Annotated in this window: 12 protein-coding genes; 3 read left to right on the top strand and 9 right to left on the bottom strand. The window is 34.2% G+C overall.

Going from position 1 to position 24,273, the window contains the following annotated elements:
• Window positions 1-78 precede the first annotated feature (78 nt).
• The gene (locus QYS49_RS06625) at window positions 79-489 is read left to right on the top strand and encodes a hypothetical protein (protein ID WP_308350932.1); all 411 of its coding nucleotides are present in this window, start codon (window positions 79-81) and stop codon (window positions 487-489) included.
• A 41-nt stretch (window positions 490-530) separates the two neighbouring features.
• Here QYS49_RS06625 and QYS49_RS06620 read toward each other — a convergent pair whose 3' ends face one another.
• Window positions 531-1,088 carry an acyl-CoA thioesterase gene (locus tag QYS49_RS06620; RefSeq protein ID WP_308350931.1) on the bottom strand — a complete coding sequence of 186 codons (558 nt, stop codon included), beginning with the start codon at window positions 1,086-1,088 and terminating at the stop codon, window positions 531-533.
• A gap of 146 nt (window positions 1,089-1,234) precedes the next feature.
• On the opposite strand from QYS49_RS06620, the gene QYS49_RS06615 reads away from it, so the two are divergent.
• Entirely contained in the window at window positions 1,235-1,999 is a 765-nt protein-coding gene (locus QYS49_RS06615; protein ID WP_308350930.1) for a tetratricopeptide repeat protein, read from the top strand.
• Between the two features lie 181 nt (window positions 2,000-2,180).
• On the opposite strand, the gene QYS49_RS06610 is transcribed toward QYS49_RS06615, so the two are convergent.
• Entirely contained in the window at window positions 2,181-2,576 is a 396-nt protein-coding gene (locus tag QYS49_RS06610) for a TerB family tellurite resistance protein (protein ID WP_308350929.1), read from the bottom strand.
• Between the two features lie 310 nt (window positions 2,577-2,886).
• Here QYS49_RS06610 and QYS49_RS06605 point away from each other — a divergent pair, with 310 nt between their 5' ends.
• Entirely contained in the window at window positions 2,887-4,068 is a 1,182-nt protein-coding gene (locus tag QYS49_RS06605; protein ID WP_308350928.1) for a bifunctional alpha/beta hydrolase/OsmC family protein, read from the top strand.
• Window positions 4,069-4,383: 315 nt separating this feature from the next.
• Here the strand turns inward: QYS49_RS06605 and QYS49_RS06600 are convergent, their stop codons facing one another.
• The 7 genes from QYS49_RS06600 to QYS49_RS06570 all read right to left on the bottom strand — a co-directional run bounded on the left by QYS49_RS06600 (window position 4,384) and on the right by QYS49_RS06570 (window position 24,268).
• On the bottom strand, window positions 4,384-4,824 hold the full coding sequence (locus QYS49_RS06600; RefSeq protein ID WP_308350927.1) for a hypothetical protein: 441 nt from the start codon (window positions 4,822-4,824) through the stop codon (window positions 4,384-4,386).
• Window positions 4,825-5,019: 195 nt separating this feature from the next.
• A complete protein-coding gene (locus QYS49_RS06595; protein ID WP_308350926.1) occupies window positions 5,020-5,565 on the bottom strand; it encodes an REP-associated tyrosine transposase in 546 nt (181 codons plus the stop codon).
• Window positions 5,566-5,695: 130 nt separating this feature from the next.
• Window positions 5,696-7,420, bottom strand: a complete 1,725-nt coding sequence (locus QYS49_RS06590; RefSeq protein WP_308350925.1) for a TonB-dependent receptor — start codon at window positions 7,418-7,420, stop codon at window positions 5,696-5,698.
• Entirely contained in the window at window positions 7,404-8,918 is a 1,515-nt protein-coding gene (locus QYS49_RS06585; RefSeq protein WP_308350924.1) for a PorP/SprF family type IX secretion system membrane protein, read from the bottom strand. Before QYS49_RS06585 ends, QYS49_RS06590 begins: the two co-directional genes overlap by 17 nt.
• A gap of 3 nt (window positions 8,919-8,921) precedes the next feature.
• Complete coding sequence (locus QYS49_RS06580) at window positions 8,922-13,298, bottom strand: FG-GAP-like repeat-containing protein (RefSeq protein WP_308350923.1); 4,377 nt, start codon at window positions 13,296-13,298, stop codon at window positions 8,922-8,924.
• Window positions 13,298-22,252, bottom strand: coding sequence for a T9SS type A sorting domain-containing protein (locus QYS49_RS06575; RefSeq protein ID WP_308350922.1), 8,955 nt, complete (start codon window positions 22,250-22,252; stop codon window positions 13,298-13,300). The genes QYS49_RS06580 and QYS49_RS06575 overlap by 1 nt, the downstream gene beginning before the upstream one ends.
• A complete protein-coding gene (locus QYS49_RS06570) occupies window positions 22,253-24,268 on the bottom strand; it encodes a fibronectin type III domain-containing protein (protein ID WP_308350921.1) in 2,016 nt (671 codons plus the stop codon).
• Window positions 24,269-24,273 lie beyond the last annotated feature (5 nt).

The raw sequence follows: 24,273 nt of genomic DNA, 5'->3' as shown, positions 1-24,273 counted from the left end.
TATGGTTCTTAATATTTTAGTTTATTTGATATTAATATTAAATTATAATCATGTTTAACCCTATAAATATTTATTTAAATGAATTTTAATACTAAAAATAACCTCGGTAGAGTAATTTGTAAGACTGAGTACCAAGCTGACAATAACTGGATATTTTGTGATTGGGAAGGCTATGCTAATGTTGATGCCATAAAAAACTGGGGACTAGAATTTGCTGATTTGGTTAAAAAAGCAAAATGTCCTTATTTATTAAATGATGATAGTAAGTCCACTGGTCCTTGGACTCAAGCGATGGATTGGATCGAATCTGTTTTGATACCAAAAGTCATTGAATCAGGATTAAAATATTATGCTCATGTCGTTTCTGCCAATACCTTTTCAGAAATGTCAGCGAAAGAATTAAACATGAATATAGGTGGACATTTGGAGATGGCTACTTTTAAAAATATAGAAGACGCAAAAGAATGGTTGAAGTCTAAGCAATCATAAGCCTCAATTTTAAAAGGTAAGCTTTTTAATAGGGGAAAAGCTTACCTTTCTTCTTTTATATGAACTTCACATCGCTGACCATCAATTAATTCTTTCTGTTTCTCAAAAGTAAAAGCCGATTTTTCAGCTTCCATTTGTTCCTGATATCCTTTTCTTAATTGCTTTCTTTTTACAGCCTCAGCAAATCTTCTCACATCATCTTTTGAGTTTAAAATCAAAGAAGGAACGGTCATCAAACTACCATCTTCATTTTTAGCTACCATAGTGAAATAGCTGGTATTAGTATGCTTTACCAAACCTGACTTCACATTCTCAGCTATTACTTTTATACCGATAATCATACTGGAATTTCCTACATAATTTACCGAGGCCATCATGGAAACCAGCTCACCTACCTCCACAGGTTGGAGGAAATCTACATTATCAACCGAAACCGTTACGCAATAAGCTCCACTGTGCTTGGTAGCCGTTGCATAAGCCACCTTATCCATTAAAGAAAGAAGGATTCCTCCGTGAATTTTACCTCCAAAATTAGCATAAGATGGAATCATTAATTCGGTAATAGTTGTTCTAGAATTTTCGGCAGATTTTGCTTTCATGGTTATATAAAATTAATAGAATTTCGAATTTAATGATTTTTTAAATAAATCATAAGATAACTTAACCACCCAACAATACCCATTTTCATTCGTTATTCGAGCAGACTATTTTTTTAATGATAATATCGAAGAAAATTAAGCATAATATGCATTCAATTAACATCACGCTTTTTATTTCAATACTATTCTTTTCAAACACCCTTTTATCTCAATCAAATCTTGAAAAGGCTGAACAATTTTTTGAAAAAAGATCTGAAATTGTGGAGGACGGAAAAGCTAATAGCGAGAACATTGACAAAGCCATTGAATATTATAAGCTAAGCAATCAAGAGCCTGAAAAAACTGTAGGGCTTTTAAAGAGTTGGGAATATAAAGCCTCCTGGACTAATGTTTCCCAAGAAGAACAAAAAGAACTTTACAATAAAGCTATTGAATTAGCTAAAAATAAATCCGCTGATTATCCAGAAAACAGTGCCATTGCTTATTGGCATGCAGCTAATTATGCTCGTTGGGCTGATCTAATTGATATAACAAGAGCAGCAGAAGAAGGTGTGCTAAATGAAATTAAGGAATTATCTGAGAAGGCAATTAAATTAGATGAAAACTATAATCAAGCCGGTGCCTTAAGATTATTGGGTGGATTGCATTTAGAGGCTCCAAATATTCCTTTAATAATTACTTGGCCTTCAAATGATGAAGCTTATCGACTTTTAAAAAAGGCATATGAAATAGCACCTCAACATCCAGCCAATGTCTATTTGTATGCGAAAGTATTGCATGAATTAGAGAAGGACGAAAAAGCCAAGGAAATTTTAAATGATTTAATTAAAAGAGAAGAAAGAGAAAGTTACTTTTTGGTTGATCAAAAATATATTCAGAAAGGGCAGGAATATTTCAATGATAATTTTTAATAATTTCCTTATAAAGAGTTCTTTGTCACTACATACCTATAAGCCACAATAGCCTTTTCCCATTTTTTAAGTTTGGTCAAATCCTTTTTGGCGAAACTAGGAAGTATGGCTTTATTAATTTTGGCAAGAATTTTAAAAAAAGATTTTTTCATAAATAAAAAGCCCCATTATGGGGCCTTTTTTATCGTGTAGAATGCTTTCTTAACCTAGCTTTTAACTCCTCTCGGTCACTGGTTATACTAGGATCGCTGTATATGCTTTTTGAAAGTTCTGAAACAGCTTTCTTTTTATAGCCTAAATTTTGCGCAATTTCCTGACAGAAGACAATTTCACTTTTGTAAACCTTGCCATCAATTTTCATCAATTGAATAATATTATATAAATATTCAAATCTTTGATCTTCTGACAAACTATCTAAGTTTTTGATCGGCTCAGGGTTTTTCATCATATTATATATTTCATCCTCTGAAATCCCATTAGCCTTTCCAATTTTTTCAATCAAGTTTGATTCTTTATCTGCCAGCTCATTATCAATTGTGGCTAGTTTAATTAAAATTTTTAGCTGCTCTTTTAACATGGTTTAAATTTTAGACTTTTAAGTTTTAGTATCTTTCTATGAATTTAAATATGCGTTAACTGCCTCTAAATAGAGACAAATAGCATATGATTTTTTTATTAATGCATCTAAAGTTAATAATACTTTTGAAAAATCACATTTTTTTATCAGCTAATGTAATTATTCAATACTTTTTTAAGTAAAAAAAATGGTCAGTTCCACGTCATTTTTATTTTAATATTAATCAATTCAGAATGATTTGGCTAAATTGAGAATAAACAAATCCTCATACTCTCACATGAAAAAGGAAAGAATAAATTTTAAGGGCTCAATGGAAGATCAATTAGCTGCGGAAATTCATTTTCCTGCTGATGATCATGCTCACAACTTCGCTATTTTCGCGCATTGCTTTACCTGCAATAAAAACCTTAATGCTGTAAGAAATATAATTTTAGGCATGACTAAAAAAGGCTTTGCTGTCCTTAGTTTCGATTTTACAGGATTAGGACAAAGTGAAGGCGATTTTGCGGACACCAATTTTTCATCCAATATAGAAGACCTTTTAAAAGCATCAGAATATTTAGAAAAAAATCATAAAGCACCCACTATGCTGGTTGGTCATTCCCTGGGAGGCGCTGCAGCCTTAATGGCCGCTAGCAAAATAGATTCCATTTCAGCAGTGGCTACAATTGGAGCACCTTCCCAACCAGATCATGTGCTACATCTAATTGCAGATGGAAAAGAACAGATAAAAGAAAAGGGGGAAGCAGAGGTGAACATTGGTGGGCGTCCTTTTACTATTAAAAAGCAATTTCTGGATGATCTTCAAAGCAAAGACAACCTGAAAAAAATAGAAGATTTGAGGAAATCTATATTGATTTTACATTCTCCACAAGACCAAACAGTTGATATTTCAAATGCAGCTGCGATTTATGAAAAAGCACATCACCCCAAAAGTTTTATTTCTTTGGATGGTGCGGATCATTTATTAAGCAATAAGGAAGATTCTTTATATGCAGGTGAAGTAATTGCTACGTGGGCAAAACGCTATCTGGAAAGACCAGATCAAAAGAAAATCTCTACTAAATCCCAAACGGTAGCGTTCATTGGCAATGAGGAACAGAAATACACAACCCAAATAGTGGCTGAAGGTCATCATTTAGTAGCTGATGAACCAGAAAATGTTGGAGGAAATAATTTCGGCACCTCTCCTTATGGATTACTCACTTCAGCACTAGCCGCCTGCACTGCCATTACTTTGCGCATGTATGCCAATAGAAAGAAATGGGATGTAGATGAAATTCTGGTTCATGTGGATCAAGATCAACGCTACGATGAGGATAGTGAAGATTGCGAATCTGAAAACAGTAAAATCACTTTCTTTGACCGGAGCATTGAAATAAAAGGTGATTTGGATGAAAAGCAAAGAAAAAGACTAATTGAAATAGCCAATAAATGCCCTGTTCATAAAACGCTAGAAAGCAAAATAAAAGTGGAAACGAAGGAGAAATAATATTAAACCACAGAGGCAAAAGAAAACAAAAGGACAGCTATAGGCTGTTTTTTTACCACGAAGTTTCTCTAAGATTTACGCGAAGGGCACATAGGAAATAATTGAAATTATATTACTCACCAGCTAGAGCGAGCTCGGAAGCCATTTTCTTACTCGCTTGCTGCATTTATTTGTTAATCAATGGATTGAGTGAGGGTGGTAAAAAAAAGTATCACCACAACAAAATAGTTTTCATTATTTTCTAAGTTCAAAAGAATTTCAATATAAAATAAGAGAATTGAAACTATTTAAAAATATGTTATATCAGTAATTTAATTAAATTTTTGCTCTTTTAAATATGTAAAATGCACATATCAAAATAGTCATTACACCAAATATTATAAGTAGTAAAGGGAATATTATATCTCTACTGAAAACGTTTTCTTCATTAACTATTAATTGTTTAATCCTTCTGTTCTTATGAAAAATTTGAACCAATTGCCCTTTTTTAATATCACTATTTTGAATTTTTTTTATCTTTTTAGGGTTTCTAATGTAGTATGGATCTGTTTCATCCGTTAAAAAAAACTTTAGTTTATTCATTCTACAATCACAATTTTTCACATATTCGTTATGCTTTTCATAAAAGCTAAAATAACCTTTTGCTTGGCTTAATTTTTTAGTCTTTTCACTGAAAAGTATAACACCAGCTAATAATATTATTAACCCTAACGGGAGAAATCTATAATAAATCCTCCAATACCAAAATTTCTCCATACTATTGTTTTTAATTGCTCTCTTCAATTACTTTAACTAAATCCTCGCTGGCAAGCTTCCAAGCTCGTACCATACCATTTTAGCTCAAAGATTCAATATTCAATACACCTCTTACAAATGGCCAATATATGAATATCTAATCACTTAAATTTTACTGATTAGCATTTGTATTTTGCATTGTTAGAACTCCTTTACTCAAAGAAACGAAATATCCAACAACCCTTTCCCTCCACAATAATCTATTGCACTGCTGTATTTCCAATCCTGTGGCTCCCTTACAAATCCCGCTTTCACAGGATTATTATGCGTATATTCTAATTTTTGATCCAATACATCTGGACTCCACAATTCAATGGGATGGTTATGCTGCTGCCAGAATTGTCTTTTTTTCGCATTTGAATTCTTGCTAGCTGCCTTTTCCATTATCCACAAGAGCCAATTTCTCCTACTTTCTTTTACATTTTCCGATATTACACTTTGCAACTTATTAGAGGTAAACTGTTTAAATGATTTTAATACGTCTCCAGGATTATGCTCTTTTGCTCTAAAAATTAAGTGAATGTGATTTGTCATAATACAGTAAGCAAATATCTCCATTCCTTTCTCTTTTTGACAATGCTTCAAGCTTTCAATTACTTCTCTAAAATAAGTTTCTCTAATAAAAACATCTATCCAGTAGACTGTTGCAAAACTCACAAAGTATATTCCTTCCTTATTTAAAAATTTGTACTTTCTGCTCATTTGGTGGCTTTTTTAAACATTAGCACGAGGCAGGAGCTGGGGAGCTTTTTATTAATAGCACGAGCTAAGAAGCTCGCGCTAGCACTGGAGAGCTGGTGCGAGCTTCTTAGCTCGTACCGCTCGTACCAACTCAAAACTGATAGCTATAAGTCAATGTCCCATTATATTCTGCCCTAATCGTACTTCCAGACACTTCATTTCTTAAAGTTTTTCTATTGATAAAGGCATTAGTAAAACTGAAATTATGTTTCTCCTTCAAGCTGTAAGTTGCGCTTAGGCGGCAATTGAGAATGGTATTTTGTAATTGGCTATTGCTATAACTATTGTTTATGGCAGAAGACAGACTTACTCTCAGCTGCTTTTCGAATAAGGATTTACTTGCCGATATAACAGGTCCAGCTGTTAGGTTTTGCATATTGTTGGATTCTTGCAGACTTACATTTAGGGAAGCTGAAACATTAAGCTCCAGCGGTTTCCATTGATTCACATAGCCAAGATTACCGTTATAAAACATAGAACTGGAATTTTGCTCTGCTCCCCCTTGCTCATCAGCCGTTTGCTGTGCAGATAAATTAGCCGTTAAAGAAGCCGATTTTTTTTCTGTTGATTTTAAAATATAATTCGTATTGAAACTAATATTTTGAGAAATTTGCGTGAAATTCAAAGTATCAGTGGGTTGCACCAATGGATTGGGATTATTGATATCCTCAAACTGTGAACGGATATTAGTATAGGTCTGGAAATTGGAATAACTCGAACTCAAGTTCAACTTATCAGAAGCCGTATAATTCAGGTTTACCGCCCCTACCCAACGGGTCATTTGATTCATTTTTTGATCATTCAAATTATCCCTTTGCAAGCCAACATTAGTGCTAATGCTTACTTTATTGTCAAACAATTGGGTCGCTCCGTTGACCGTTATATTCTCCAAATCGCTATTAAAATAATAGGCTCCATGGGTTTTATATTCAGGATCTACCCTTTCGTATCCTATTCCGATTGTATATCCCTTTCCACCATAATTCAGATTAGATTTTAAAGCATGATAGTAGGAAGTGGACAAACGATGTCTAAATAAACCGTTGCTGCTCGGAAAAGGGGCAAATATTTCCCGATTGCTGGCTTCTGATTCTACATTTCGGCTTAAAGCAGATTGTGCATATTCAAAGGATAATGAAAAGCGACTAAAAAGCGTGGTACTTCCGTTTAAACCAACCACCATATTTTCTTCAGGCAATACGTCCGAATCTTCTGGCACAAAATCAATGGAATTAGGATCATCTTTAGATTTAAATAAAATTAAATCCAGTTGATAGCCATCGCCATTATAGCCCACATTGGTTCCATAGCCAAAACGTTGATACATAGGATCGTTCCCTGCAGCGGTATCTGCTGCAATGGGCTTTTGTAACCTCCCTGCCATAGCACTCACACTCCAAGGGCCATCGGGCCTCAATTCTATTCCCCCACCCAAAAATAAATGACCACTTAAGGTATAAGGACTAAAACTCATACTGGTATAGCCGGCATGCAGGGTCATCCATTTGTAGGTTGGGCTTACCCCATATTGATTAAAGGGCTGTTGGAAACCAAATTGTTGGTTGGAGAAATTAAAAGTCAGAGGTACGCTTAAACCATAAATGGAAAAATTCAAATTCCCATTGAGATAATAATTGTAAGGATCACGTCTTTGTTCTCCTCCAAAGGAGCTATTGAACAATTGAGAAACAGAAATCCCTCCATTTACCTTTATGGCATCTCCTTTTCCAATTTGAGATAAATCTTGCCCATTCAATTCAAAAACAGAAAAGGCAACAAATAAAAAGACGATATAGTATTTAATCTTTAGTAGCATAAATCAGGAATTCTACCCTTCTGTTTTTCGCTCTACTTTCTTCATTATTATTTTTCGCCAAAGGTTCAGTGGCTCCTTTTCCATCATAGCTTAGTCTTTCAGGAGCTATTCCAATACTTTCCAGATAATCCTGAACTCCTTTTGCACGCTCTTCTGAAATTTTCTGATTGGCTTCTTCTGTTCCAATATTATCCGTATGACCGGTCACTCTTAATTTTAAAGCGGGATTAGCCTCCATCATTACGGCTATATCATCCAAATAGGATTTGGCTTCATCATTCAAATTGGTTTCATTAAACCCATAATTGAAGTTTTTTCTGAGTTCGAATGAGAAATCTCGGCTAACTGAAGTTTTATATTCCTTTTCGATGACCTTTACCGGCTGATCTTGAAAATTATCCTCTTCAAAATCCCTAGCACTACCAATCTCATACTCATCATCCGGAAGTTCTTCTTCTTTTGTGATGGGCAATCGCTTAAAAATGCTCACTGAAAATTCAGTGGAAGCCATCTGAGTTTCGTTTTCCAAATGTAAATCCACTGCAAAGCCAACTGAAAAATTTCTTTGGGCTATTTGAGTGCCCAAACTGATGCGGTCTCCTGAAAAATATCGGGCAAAAATATCCAATTCACCAGCTGTAAAAGGATCAAATGGACTGGTATCCTCAAATCGGTACGACCATCTTGGTCCTGCTCCCCAAAATATATCATTCAAACTTTTAGTCCCAATAGCTTCTGCATAAAAAGCATGGCGGTTTAATTTGAAAAATTGATACCCACCTAAAGCTGTATAATGAAGTGGGATTTGATCATCTTCACTAATAAAACTACGAGCCGGTTGATTGAGATTAAAAACTGAGATTCCTAAATAATTTCTTCGATAACCTTCTCCATCTTGATCATACCACATCAAGCCAGTCGCAGCAGAAAAATAAGTCAACTGTTGTCTTTGGAATTCTTCTCCCAAAGCTGCGGTTTCATCAAAGCCCTGATTGTTCATCCATTGGCTTCCGGTTGTAAAATTTGCAGCATTAAAACCTGATTGATTGGCACTCAGCTCCACTCCCATTGCTAAAAAATTGTTAGGGATTATCTCCAAATTATAGGCAAAACCTGGCTTTATGCTATAAAAGGTGTATGGAATGCCCTCTGAAACTTTATCACTTTGGGCCACCAAACTAAATCCTCCCCACCGCTTTCCTGCTGTTTGATTTATAAGCGCATATTGAAATTGCAGTTGGGTACTATTAATGCTCATACCATTGTTATAGCGCTGAATTCTGTAAAGGGCATTGGCTCCAATTAAATTTTTTGAAGCCGAAGCAGCAGGATTCAATGCGATTTCACCAAAGCCATAATTGGAAAATTGTGTGTTTTGAGCATAAAGTGAGGTGCTCATTAAAGCACAAAAAATCAGTACTAATCCAGCTACTTTGGAAAAGCAATTGCTCAAGAAATTCTCTAAATAAATAAGATTCTTTTCGTAAATTTTCTCCATCCGCTATCTCATTAAATTAATTACCCCTGATTGCTGCCCATTAAAGCTTAAAGGACGCTCATCAAAATATTCACCTTTTATGCTCCAGACATAAACTCCGGATTCCACTGGATTTCCGTTATATTTTCCATCCCAGCCTTCTCCATAGGCTTCCTCCACTGAGTTGGTACTGTACAATAATTTACCTCCTCTGGTGAATACCTTGAATTCAATTTGTTTTATACCTGCACCATAAACTTTAAAAAAATCATTTTGACCATCGTTATTTGGCGTGAAAAGATTGGGAATAAAGAGCTGATTCTCTACGAATATGGTCATCTCTTTTTCAGAAATACAACCTAAGGAGTCCAATACCTCCACTGTATAACTAGTGGTGCGAGAAGGACTCGCAATTGGGTTGGCAATAGTAGCATCCGACAAGCCTCTTTCAGGTTTCCATTGGTAAAAACTTCCTCCAGAAGCTAGTACTTGAATGGCATCTCCTGCGCCTATAGTGGTATCAGCCGTTAGCGTAATTTCAGGAGGAAATTGAACACTAACTGTAACCTCAGCAGTATCCGCTTTACAATTTCCTGCCCAAGCAATTAATTGAAAAGTCGTAGTTTCTGATGGATTGGCTATTGGATTTGCGACATTAGGGTCATCCAAGGATTCAGCCGGACTCCATTCATATTGATAGGTAAAATTACTACCATCTGCTGTGGGAGCACCACCTAGTTCGGTAAAGTCATCCAAACAAATGGTTCTATCTTCACCTGCATCTAAAATAAGCGGTTGATCCAACCCCACAAAAACGGAATCCGTATACACACAACCTTCTGCATTCTGCACTTCAAGGAAAAACCATGTATCTTCTTCAGGATTTGCAATAGGATTAGCAATGGAAGCATCGGATAAAAAAGCAGCTGGGCTCCATGCAAAAGTCCAGTTATCGTTAATTCCTTCAGTATTTAATTGTACTTCTGCTTCTTCACAGATCAAAATAGAATCGCCTGCATCAAAATCCGGTAATGGGATATTAGTGATCTGAACTGTATCGCTAAAGACACATGAACTAGCATTCCATTGTTCTGCCCACCAAGTTTGGTTTTGATTGACTTCAAAATTCAAGATAGCACTAGTATCCAACAGCTGCTCACCTAAATTATTAAACCAATTGATAGAATCTGCAGGATTATCAATTTCCAACTGAACTATATTTCCTTCACAAATTTGTTGATCGGGACCTAAAGAAAATTCAGGTAAATCATTTTTAATTACTCTGATGCTATCACTATTGAAACAAGTATTAGTATCTTCAACCTCAACCCATATCAAGTCAGACTGCTTAATTTCCATGCTAATTTCAATTTGATCGGATGCTATAAGCCCTTCATTTTCTGAATACCATTGAATGGATTGAAAATTTTCATCAATTGAAATAGTCGTCATTTCTCCTTCGCATACATTGATGGTATCGGCTAGATTGAGATTAGGCAGAGTTTTTATTGTAACTAAAAGAGTGTCTGTGTTTACACATTTATTACTATTAAAAAACTCAGAAACAATGGTAGTGGAAGATTTCGGTAATAATTGAATGGTATTATTATGCTTATCCAGAAGTGCACCGTCCATATACCAATTCACACTATCGGGACTTCCATCTAAGCTTATATTAACTGAATCACCAATACAAATCGATTGATCATTGCCCAATGAAAATTGCGGTAAATTAATAGCATTAACTATTATAGAATCGGTATAAGTACAACCATTAAAAGCAAAAGCTGTAGCGATCAGCGTATCCGTTTGCAAAACTTCATAATTCAGAAACCAATCCTCTTCTTCTATAATGCCCAACTTTACGGATTCCCATTCTACCTTGGAAAAACCTGAGGATGTTTCTAATAAGATGCTTTCAAAAGTGCAGAGTGTAGTATCGTTACCTAAATCAAATAATGGAAGGTCTTTTTTAATTAGAAGTAGAGTATCTGAATTAACACAGCCAAATGAATCTTCAACTGATACAAAAATGGAGTCATCTGCTGTTACGAGAAATTCAATGCTATTAACATTTACATCAATCAATCCATTATTTGCGCTTCTCCATTCTATACTATCCCAGGTTCCATCAATAGAAATTTCAGTAATTTCACCTTCACAGACTCTCTTTTCTGATAGTAACCCAATAGTTGGCAAAGGATTTATAGTTACTGCTACTGTATCCGTAACAGAACATCCTTTATCATTTACTTTGGTGATTAATAAAGTATCATTCTCATTAAAAAGATAATTTATCTCATTAGTATTTGAGGTAATCAAGCCCAATTGATCGGATTCCCATCGGATTGAATCGTAATTATTGGGTAAAGTATAGCTTAAGGTATCACCAAAGCACAAAGAAAAGTTTCGAGTGGCTATTTTATTAGGAAGATCATCAGTAAAAAGCAATACGGTATCCTTTCCGATACAGCCTTCATCATTGATGAGCTCTGCAATAATCGTATCATTATCAAACAATTCGATTTCAATAAACTTGCTATTTGATTCAATCAATCCCTCATCTTTTCTATACCAATTGACTTCATCAAAATCTATAGATACTTCCAGCAAAATATTTGACCCATAGCAAGCTGAAGTATCAGCTGGAAGGCTACTTACAGGAAGTGGGATAACTTCTACATTTACTGTATCATAAACTATACAACCCAATGGTTTTTTTTCTACTTTTACTATGATAGTATCATTAGTTTGAAGGCTTATTGAAAAATCATTTCCTCCATTTTGAAGCAATCCATCATTCTTGGAATACCATTTTATAATATCTGAAGGTGTTCCTGCGGATAAATTAATTACATCATCATAGCAAATTTGTTGATCTACACCTAAATCGGGAGAATCGCAGATAATAAAACTTTCTTCAGAAGAAAATGCGGAACTCTTACTTCCTGCATCAATAGCCCTTACTTTCCAAAAGTATTCCCCCTCATCTAAATTTTGGAGGTAAAATTGATTTTGAGTTGATAAGAATACTTCAGTCATTAAGGGATTTACTCCATTATTAAGACTGAGTGGACTCATTAGATCATAATTACCAGTGGAACTACCTAAAGTAATAGCATATTTAATTTCAGCAGAAGCACTCAAATCATCAGTTGACGGATCCCATGAAAATTCCACCTCTTTACCACTTATAAGGCTTGTCGGATTAATTGGAATGGACGGACTTGAATTTGTGGAAGCAACTGAATTTTCTGATAAATAATTTATAATGGCATTATCAGGATCTACATCAGAATATCCGCTTACATATAAATCATTTTTACTATCATTATTAAAATCAACTATATGGATACTGCCATTGGCAACTCCTGTTAATGTTTCAGCATTTAAAGTGAAATTCCCTGCTCCATCATTACCATAGATTTGAGTAGTATAATTTCCTGAGCTGTTCAAACCGCTTACTGCAAAATCCTGATCCCCATCATTATCAATATCAAGCATATCGATAGATGCACTCGATTCCACATCAATAACATTATTAATCTCATTATATGATGAACCATTCTGTTGATACCATTTTTGGATTGAATTGAAAGCGCCATCTAATCCATAAAACATAAGATCCGTCAATCCATCACCCGTAAAATCCAGTGCTTTAATCTCATTAATTAATAAATCAGAAATAGGTGAAAAAATCTTTTCTGTTAGGCTACCATTTGTATTGATTAAGTAGATATGAGTTTCGAACTGCGCATTAGAATTTTCACCTGAGGTTAAAAAATCAATAATACCATCATTATTAAAATCGGCTGCCACTAAACTACCTAAGGCTATATCTGGAAGTGAATAATCAGCACTTTTTGTAAAAGTTAAATCATCTTGAATCCATACAGATTGTTTAATTGAATTACTTTCATTGTAACCATTGATGACCAAATCTACTTGGCCATCTAAATTTACATCTAGCGCCAAAATTCTAGCTCTATAATACTGACCAATGACATCATTTAAAACAGTAAATCCGCTGCCATCATTGATCAGTAGATAATTTTTAATGTTTTCTGAATCATCTTTCCCTGTATAAAAAATATCAAGCTGATTATCATCATTAAAGTCATCAATGATGAAACTTGAATTTTTTAAAGCACCAATTGGCAAACCTGAAGCTGAAAAAGTATCGTCTCCATTATTGGAATACAATTCAAATACTATATCACCAGAATTATCAGTGCCGAGTATTAGAACATCTTTAAATCCATCATTATTAAAATCAGCCCACTCTATCTGACTATTTCCAATCGCTGGAAGCCCTGTAGAACCAACCTCACTAAAGTTCTGGCCATTTACTAAACCTGAGAACAATGATAGTACTAGAAAAAAAATAAAGCTTTTTCTCATTACTTAACTATAAATCTTTTTGTAATTGTTTCTCCTTCAGTTTCCATCATTAGTAGATAAACTCCATCAGGAAGTCGATTATCTTCTATATTGAAAACATAATTCTTTTGTTTTTTGCCTTCAAATCGATAATACTCGATTCCTGAATTCACATCAATTATTTTTGAATGATGATCATATTGCTTATTCCCTTTCATTTCAATTCTAAAATCTCCGAAATTAGGATTAGGGTAAATGGAAGTAGAAATATGGAGGTCTTTAGAAATAATATTTTTTTCCTCATCAGAAATACGTGCGGCTTCTTCTTTAGAAAGCACTGTAATGGTTTTAATAACATCAGACTCGCAATAGTCTAGTTTTGCTTTCATTTTAAGCTCAAAATCACCAGTTCGAGTAAAAATAACCTCTTGATATTCTTCTGTTTGAGATACTAAGTAAAAATCAGGATCATCAGGATTAATCCAGCGTACTGAATCGGGTACCTTCCAACTAACATCAACAATTACAACGGTATCCTGAACTACTGCCTCAGTGGTTAATAAAAAGTCTGCTGTTAATAAATCATCATCCTTAGTTACCGTAAAAGGATGATTATCTATACAACCTGCCTCATTGGTGACAGCCAGATTATAATTCCCTACAGCATCAATTGTAACCTCTCTTTCACTTCTAGAAAATCCATTATCTGCAGTCCAATTATAGCTGTTCCATTCTCCGGCATCAAGATTAGCAACTCCTCCAGTACATAGAACAATTTCAGATGGCAAACCTTCTATTACTTCCAATGGGGGATCTTGAAGGGAAATCTTATAGCTAACAGAACATCCCGTAGAATCCACCACCTCAAAAGTATGTGATCCTGCCAATAAATCACCTCTATTAAAAGCGCTAGTTCCATCCTCCCATATCACCTCAAAAGGCGGATTCCCTCCGTCAGGAACAACCTCCACGACACCAGAAGGTTCTCCATAGCAAATCGGATTAGCCATAGTTAAACTAGTCAGATATATTGGAGATGCATCTTCTAGAGCAATCAATTCTGTTAACTGACAATTTTTATTATCCTTAATAGTAACCCGATAATTTCCTGCAGAAATACTATCTATGGAAGCTCCAGATTTTCCATTATCCCAACTCACTGTATATGGTGCATTACCTCCACTAATTTCTAATTCAAGTCCACCATCTGAGCCTTGATAGCAAGATGGGATAGTTTGAATGACCTCATCAATTCTAATAGGATTAATATTTGGAATGCTCACCTCTATGCTTTTTGAACAATTATTGGCATCCTTTACCAAAACATCATGTGTTCCGGCAGTAAGGTCATTCCTGACACTATCCATAACACCATCATCCCAACTAATTTGGTATGGCTCTATTCCGCCATTTATTTCAAGAGAAACATAGCCATCTGCATTTCCGAAACAACTAACTGAAGCTGCGGTATAATCAAGTACTAATAAATTTGGCTCATCTATTGTGAATTGTTTTTCAATTCTACAGTTAAGATCATCCAATACGGTAACTTTATAATTACCTGCAGTTAGATTATATCTATTCTTATTTCTTGGTCCATCATCCCAATTAAAGCTATAATTTCCATTACCACCTTTTACATCAAAAATAATGGAACCATTGAAACCATTTTTACACAGTACATTCGTTACAGAGTCGTTCACAATTTGTAAAGGATCCGGTGAGTCTACCCCAAATTCAAAAGCCGTAGTGCAGCCATAAGAATCTGTGATATCTGCTGCATAAAAACCCGAGGATACATTTCTTAATGTATTTCCAATTTGGCCATTGGACCAAACAACTTTTGGGTTATTTGCATTGGAAATGCTTTGGATTCTAACATTACCATCATTTCCTCCATTGCAGGAAACTGAAGTAATCTCATAATCAATCGTGACTGAATCTTTAGCTGGAACTATGATGTTTTTGTTAATGCTGCAATTATTATTATCTGAAATAAATACATTATAGCTGCCTGCTGCCAAATCAAATCGTCTATTTAATGTTGCACCATCATGCCATTCCACTTTATAAGGAGGTATTCCACCCAATACTGAAAGCTCAACTTGTCCGTCTGCAGTAGAATAACACTTAGGTTTTTCAGTAGAATACTCTACTGATAACATATCAGGCGCAGTGATGCTGACATCAATTTGATCTGAACAAACATTATTATCATAAACTGTCACCGAATATTCACCACTTTCCAGACCTGTAATTGATGGGGTAGTAGCACCAGTTGACCATTCATAAGAATAATTACCCTTACCGCCTGCTGCGGTGATTGAAATACTTCCATCAGCGGCATCTGTACATGAAGGGGCATTTTTTGATACACTTAAAATGTGAACTGGATTAACTTGACCCAAGGTAATAGATTTTACTCTACTACAATTTGTGGCATCTGTTACACGGACCGTATAAGTTCCTGGGCGTAAATCCTTAGCTATTTTGCCAGTTTGCTGATCATCATCATTCCATTCATATTGATAAGGTGGAACACCGTTTACGGCATTCACTTCTATGGAACCATCCGCGCTTTCATTACAGGAAGCAGAAATAACGTCAATTTCCTGAATTCTAAGATCTGTATTACTACTGCTGATGTAATAGGAAACAGTATCTGTAGTACATCCTTTTTGATTCACAGCATATACTGAATATAATCCTGAGGAAAGATTTTCAGCTAAATCATCATTAAGCAAGTTATTATGGGACCATTTGAAAGTAAACTCACTTGAAAGGCTATCTAATTGGATATAACCATCTGTTGCTCCGCAAGCTGCATTACCTAAAGAATTTAATGAAAGCTGAGGCAATTCCTCTTTATCTAAATAAATATCTTTAGATACAATGCATCCAACACTATCCGTCACTTTAAAACTGTAATTCCCCGAAGATAAACCTGATCTTACATCATTTTTTAGTAGCGTGTCATCCCAAGTAATAGTGTATGGTTGAGTTCCTCCAGAAATATTGAGATCAATCTCTCCACCCATATCATTACATCCTGCTTTCGTCAAAATTGGATTTACCTCTAAAAGATTAGTGGTATTCTCCGTGAGTTCAATCCTTTTAGTTATCGGACAATTATTGGCTGTTAAGGTTACAAAATAAATGCCTGAAGGAACATTTTCTAAAGTTGAACTCGCATTTTCAAATCCCCTCCATTCGTAGCTAACATGATCTTCAGAAAGCAATTCAATTTCTATTTTTCCATTTGCAAAGTCACATTTTGGATTTGTGGCATGTACGGCTATTTCCGGTGCACCCTTATTTCCGATTGCAAATTCATATTCCTTTGAACATAAATTAGCATCTGTTACGCTTACTGTATATATCTTAGCTCCCCATAAACCTTCCGCATAATTTCCTTCTGCATAAGGAATTGAATCTGGCCATGAATAGGTATATGGAGGAGTTCCTCCTGTAACTGACAAGGTTATGGATCCATTTTGAGTGTCACAGTCCGCTAGCATTTGATCTAAAATATCTATGCTGATAGGTTCACTACCGTTTAACTTCACACTATCCTCAAAAACACAACCCATGGCATCTTCTACACTATAAATATAAGTACCCGCTGATAATGATGTTAATGAGTCGGTTCCATCGGTAAATAAGTCCCCATTTTTAAACCAAATAATGTCAAAGGGAGGAACTCCTCCGATAGTTTGTATAGAAATTGAACCATTATTCTTTCCGCAAGTAGGATTTGATAAAGTATCAACAGAAACCATAAAATCATTAGACTCTTCTACAAAAAAGTCAGTCAGAATAGCGGAACAATTATTGGCATCTTCAACAATAATATCATAATAACCTGATTTTAAAGATGTGCTATCTAAAATATTCCCATTTTCCAGTTGCCAGAAAATCTCATAAGGTGAAGTACCTCCTGAAATACTAAGACTCCCTATTCCATTTGCTTGATTACATGATGGCTGATCAATTATCTCAGGACTAAACATTAATGAATCTGGCTGATTAACGAATATTTCTAAGGTATCAGCCAAACAGCTGGAAGAACTCCCAGTGAGTTGATAGTTTCCTGATTTAAGACCCTCAAATACTACATTTTCTGCTTCTGAATCATCAATTGAAAATGTATCTTCATAATTCATCAGCTTATAATTAAGCTTCTCAAAATTTGAAGTCACTCTAATTTCCCCATCTGATTTGCCAAAACAGCTCACAGCTTGATTTGCTATAATTTGAAGATTTGGTTGCTCTGATTCCACAAAAAAGGAATCGGAAACCATACAATTATGAGAGGACTTTAAATAAAAGACATTCCAGCCTGGTTCAAGCTTCTCCTTAATTCTAAATTCACTCTTTGATACTTCAAGCAATTCAAAATCAGCACTATTGTCACTGTTTATAGCATATAAAAATTGATCGCTAGTTGATAATCCTCCATTTATCTCTCCATTAAGAATAATCTCTTCATCAGATGAACAATTATATTCTGTATTAGAAAATATATCTACAACTAAAGGTTCTGGTTGATCGATATAAATTTCCTCATCCAATGGCGTTTTACATGCGGTAGTATCAGCTAAAGTAATTTTTATTTTATATCTGCCTGCTGAAAGATTATTTACATAACCTTGGTCATGACTTACTACACTATTTGGTCCATCAATTACTATAATAAAGTCATTAATATTGTCCATATCCCCATATGATGGGCTAAGAGTAAAATCTCCATTTTCTTCTCCAAAACATTTTATATCTGTTTTTTCAAAATCCAGTGCTAAAGATGGGGTTTTAGGAATAGTCTGACTTGTATCTATTAAGCATACATTATTAAAGGAGCCATCGTAATAATTATCATCTTTCAAATAAATATTGTAGGTGCTATCGCCTATTAAACCTGTGAAGGTCTTATGATAATATGTTTCTGTACTATCATCGCTATAAGTTATACTATCAGAAGGTGAGAAATCAATATTATTGAGTGAGAAAATATGAGGACTATCTCCACCTGTTGAAATGATTTTTAATTTTGCATCAGAAGAATTTGGGCATCTAGCAAGTACAGAATCAACTATTTTAAATTCTAAAGGATAATCTCTTTCTTCGATTGTGATTGGAATCATTTCGGAACATAAAGAATCATCGTAAACGATAACATTATATTCACCAGCAAATAAATTTTGAAAAGTATAATAACCAGATTCTATAGTTGAAACACTATCAATTAGCGGGTTAGGTCCGTACAAAGGTGGATTATTATTGTCATAGAGTTCTAAAATATAATTTCCATCCTCAGAACGTCCACCACTGGCATTTACTGAAAGCGTAGCGGTTTCATCACCAGCACAGGGAGGATAAGTAATGGTATCTTCAACTACGCTTAGTCTAGGACTTAATTCGGTTACTGTAATTTTATTACCGAGACCAGCAAAGTATTCATCCTCAGAAACATACTCACAATTAAAAGCATCAAAAATGGTATAATAATAGATACCCGCATCAGCCACAATTGATAATTCATTTGTGGTTTCATTTAGGATCGAACCACCATCTTGATCAAATAAATGAATATCGTACTCTCCATTTGCAAAAGGAACTCCCCCTGAAGGAGTAATTATAATGGAACCCGTGCTATCCCCATAGCAAATGGGTTGGGTCATTACTGTGTCAACACTAAGTGAGTCAGGTTCTACTAAATCAATAGAGTCTATATCAATTATTTTCCTATAACCACTTGAGATATTAGTGTCAAATTTATCTGTAACTTTTATTTTATACCTGCCATAAGAAATATCTCGAAAAACTGAGCCCTCATTTTGAGAATATAAAGTATCAGATTTTTCAGTATTATCCCCTTTTAATAACTCTACCAAATGTGGGTAAACACCACCTTCTGTTTCCACTCTTACAGTGTCAGCTCCGCCATTGCATTCTATATTAAATGTATCATTCTCACTAGAGATGTAATTGATTAATTCGTATTCAAAAATTAAAGAATCGGGTTGGGTTAGAGTGAAGGTTTTAGACCTTTTAAAACAATTTCTTGAGTCACTTACCCCGATATAAAATTCATTTAGATCACCATTATCATCTAGTGCTTTTAAACCATCGAATGAACCTTCATTATTGGTTGTTTTTGATTCTATTTGACTATTATTTTTATACAGATAAAATATATAATTAAATTCTCCTCCTTCGGCTTCAAAATTAATTTCACCATCTGCAACACCATATTCACTTATGTGATAATCAGTACCATCGGTACTAAATTTAATATGAGGTGAAGTAGTTAATTCTAAGAGTTCATCGGGTTGATTAAGTGTGAATTTAAAATCTTTAAAAGCACACCCCTTTCCATCAGTACCTGATATTTTATAATCGCCTTCGAATAAATTTCTTATAACGAGTTCATTAGCTGAATTCGGATATATTTGAACTGTATCCAAATCCGCTTCGGTAAAATGGTCCTCTCCAGATGGTTTTCTTTCTATTGTTAAATCAAATTGCTTAAAAGGTAATTTAGCACTACTCATAGGTAGTTTTACATTCATAGAACCATACCTGCAAGGTATATCGTCAGAGATAGGTGGTAAGAAGGTGGGTTGGTCGGGTATATCGATACTAAATGATAAATCTGCAATTGGGATGATGCAATTAGTTTTGCTATTTTTAATTTCAATATAGTAATTACCTTCACCTAATCCAGTAAAACTTACAGTAGAGCCTGAGTGATTTGTCCCTACAGAATCTATTTCTGCATTATCATCATCAGCGTTATAAAGTTTTTTGGTGATATTATTTAAATCATCTTTAAAATTGGTTAACTCTAAGTAAACACTGCCAAATCCATTAAAACAGTCTGGATCCGTGCCTCCATCAAAATTTTTAAAATTAAGTGCATCAGGGTTATCTCCTACTTCAAATGTAAAGTTCTTAGTACCTTCACATCCATTACTATCAAAAACTTTGTACTCTATAATGCAATTGGCAGGAATATTATTTATAAATAATTCGGAACTGTCACTGTTTGCTGTTATAGTTTCATTATTATATGAAGAACCGTTAGATTTAGTCACTGAAACCACAGACAACTCATAAGGTGCCCCATTTCCACCCTTAGGGACTATTTTAACTTCCCCATCTTCTCCTAATAGGCACTCGGGATATTTTTTGACCTCATCTGAACTGATACCAATTTCTTCCTTTACTGAATGTATTCTTTTTTTAATATTAATTTTATCTGATTTACATTGTTTAGAATCAAATATTATAAATGATATTTCTTTGTCATTTTCATCATCTGGAGCCAAACCATCTATAATGACTGTTTCACCTGACGGAATTTTTTCAATATTATTATTAAAATCGTCTATTGAAATACCCTTTAAACTATTATTATCAACTTCAATTTTATAAGGAGGTGTACCACCTGAAATTTTAAAAGAAATTTTACCGTCTTCGGAATTATAACAGGACTCATCATTAGATATTAGATTTGTTTTTTCTATTCTTTCAATAAAATTCACATTAACTTCATTTTCAGATATAATCTGAAATCCTTCTAAATTTTCTCCTGAAAGATTTTCACATCCAACCTTTGTTGCTCTTACATAATAATTATCATTTCCATGATTAGGCGATACTTGAAAACTAAAATCCTGACCAGGTGAAACAGTCACAGTATCAATTAATCTATCCTCATCATTATATAATTCATAAAAAATATCAGGGTTATTTGAATAGTAGTCTCTATCATAATTTGTATTACCTTTAATAACAGCATCATCTCCATAGCATTCAGGATTTTCCTGACTGATGCTAAATGTATTAAGTGTTGTAGGTTCAGGAACTGTTATTTCATAGTCCTTTGGACAGTATGAAGGATCAATACCTGAAGGAAATTCTGACCGATCTCCAACTTGAATTTGTACTGAAAACTCACCCATTGAAATACCAGTGAAATTTACGAAATCACCTGTTTTACCGAAATAATCAGATAAAACCCCGATATCTCCAGAAGTAAATAAATCTAATTTTAAACTATCAATATTATCATTTGTATTTTTCACCTTTATCTGAGCATCGCCACTTCCTTCATGTATAGGAGGCATTAATTCAGTAAATTCTACATTTAAATTCGGAAGAATAGTAAAAGTAAAAGTTTTTGAAATTGCCCTTTTTAAATCACCCCCTGACATTCTACACCGAAAAGCTACCTGTGTTGGCTCAAGTAATCCAAGTGTATCTAAATCCACAACAAAATCATATAAACTCCCTTCTTCTAAAGGAGTTAAAGGAGTAGATTTTATTTCACTACCAATTCTAATACTTATTGATTTATCATAATCACCATCCAATGTAATATTCTGAGCTTTAAAATATAGTTTGTGTGGATCAGAACAAAAAGAACCCGAACTAAACGGCTCTGCGCTTTCATCTAATTTTTGAAAAAAAATTTCAGAAATAAAAGGACTCACTTCATCATCCTCATCCCCACCGCTGTCATCATCACCACTGTCATCATCACCATTGTCACCACCACTACTTCCGCCACCACAACTGTCATTATTCTCTGAAATTAATAAAAGATCACTTGCAGATAAATTACCAGTTATACAAGTTCCTTTACCATTCTCATTAGATACAGTTACAGCTACCTTATATTCCGTTTGATTTTCATCCCAATCTACTTTAATTGATCTGAACTGATACCCATTAGCAGTGGCATTTGTTGAACCATTTAGTATAGTACCACCATCTACTCTCCAAGTATAATAATATTCACAATTACCTGTATGAGTTGGCAAGTCTATAATCGAAACAGAATAAGTCTCAGTCTTAGTGCCTTCGGTACATACAGAAGAGTTTCCAGTCAAAAAATCTGCTCCTAATGTTTCAAAAGAGATTATTGAAACAAAAAACAAACAGAAAAAGAAATAATATGCTTTAATTCTCATCTAAATAAAAATTACTTTAATGTCCTCCTTTTTGATCTTTTTCATTTCAAATGAAAAATTCTCTAGCTCTATATTCTTTTCTCTATAGAGTCTATACCCTTCTTCACTCTTTATATAAATCTTCACTTTCGAAAATTCACTATTCTCAGAAGACTGAAAATCCCAGTCTATTCTGACAATGTCTTCGGTTACATCAATAAAATAATCTGGAGTAATATTTTTAGGCTTTACATAATTAAAACTATAAGCCTTAGTGTAATTTTCATTACCGGAAGAGTCTATTACGACTAATCGATAAAATAAATTTTGATTCTTTTTGAAGGAAACTTCATCAATAAATGAGTGGTGAGTGTGATCAGTCATGCCGACCAATTCATAATTATTATAATTTGATTGCTTTCTATAAATTAAATAATTCTTAACGTCTGTGCTAGAACTAAGTATCCATGACAATTCAATTCGATTTTTATGTTGATTGACATCTCTAATAACTGGTGGAGAAGGCGGTATTTTATCAGCTAATGTTATTTTAAAAGCTTTACTTAATTTTGAACTATTTCCTACTTTATCTACAGCTACTAAATAATAGAAACGCCCAGTATTAATAAAATCCTGTTTTTCAACAAATTGAATCTGTGTATCTAAATTTTCAACTTCTGCTACTAGGCTAGGCTCTTGATTTTTATAATGACTTTTGTAAATCCGGTATCCTGCTAAATCTTTTTCTGAATTAGCATTCCATTTTAAAGTCAAGGTACTATCCTTCAATGAATAGCTTTTAAAGCTAGGCGTGCTAGGTGGAATGCTATCCATTAAGTTAAAAAGTGAAGGCATACTATATTGCATTTTATCAAAAGCCGCTACACCTATTCTGTAATAGTTATTTCTTAATGGTTGCTTATCTATGAAATTTCTATGATTTAAGATCGAGTCACTTTCTATTAATTTGTATTTACCATCTGCTTTATCAGAGCGTTCAAAAAATATTTTATCAATGTATTGAGTATCATTTTTTAAACTATAATTGACAAAAACTTTTCCTTCTTTGTCATTATAAATTGTATCTATTTGAGGCATCGGCATTTCGAAATCAGGCATGATTTTAACTTCAAGAGTATCCGAAGGCTCACTTTTAATCCCAAAAGCATCCTCTCCAATTATTCTATAATAAACTGTTCCTGAAAGCTGAGTAGTATCAACAAATACCCCATAATTATTCCTCTTTTTAGGCCCTGAAGATGTATTGAGTACAGGTAATTTGTTCACTGCTTTAAAACCAGAATTAAGGTCCTGAGTTCTTTGGACTATGTAATTGGTGAAAACATTATGATAAGGCGCTTTTAGCCAATATAGTTGAATCATTCCGTCCTCTTGGGTTGAGCTCCTAATAATTGGTTGGGGTAATGGGGTAAAATCTTTTGGACCATAATAAATAAGACCTGTATCTGCTTTTATAATTGAATCTTGAACATTAGCATAAATCCTGTAAAGATATCTTTCATCTTTTTGTACATTTTGATCTCTGAAAAACAAACCTGCTTTATCTGCTACTGCAGTAGATTGATCTGCTGAAAACAAGGTCATGGAAAATCTAGCATCCTGCTCTTTTGATTTGTTGACAATACTAAAAATATCATTATCCACTTCATCAAATTCAAGGTACTCTCCATATATACTTTGTGCGGCAATAGCAGCATAATCATTTTTCAAGGCTAACTGCTCCCATTCATTAAGAGGTTGAGGAGTTATTTTGTCGGAAAGAATAATCTTTTGTAAAGGAGGGCTTAATAGTTTACCGTCTTTTTGATACACAAATTTCTCAAGTGTATAACCCTTTTCCATAGCCAACATCCATAAATTAGACGTATTGGGTGCCCACCTTAGCAATATTGAATTTTCTAAGGAATCATAGTTCGCGATAAGCTCAACTTTAGGATTATCCTGAGCAAATGCACTCATATTAATTCCAATAGATATTAAGAACACAACTACTATTTTCTTTATCACTTCCTTCATTTATT

It is taken from the genome of Marivirga salinae, from assembly GCF_030503855.1.
Classification (GTDB): Bacteria; Bacteroidota; Bacteroidia; order Cytophagales; family Cyclobacteriaceae; genus Marivirga; species Marivirga salinarum.
This window is presented reverse-complemented; position numbering and strand designations above follow the sequence as displayed.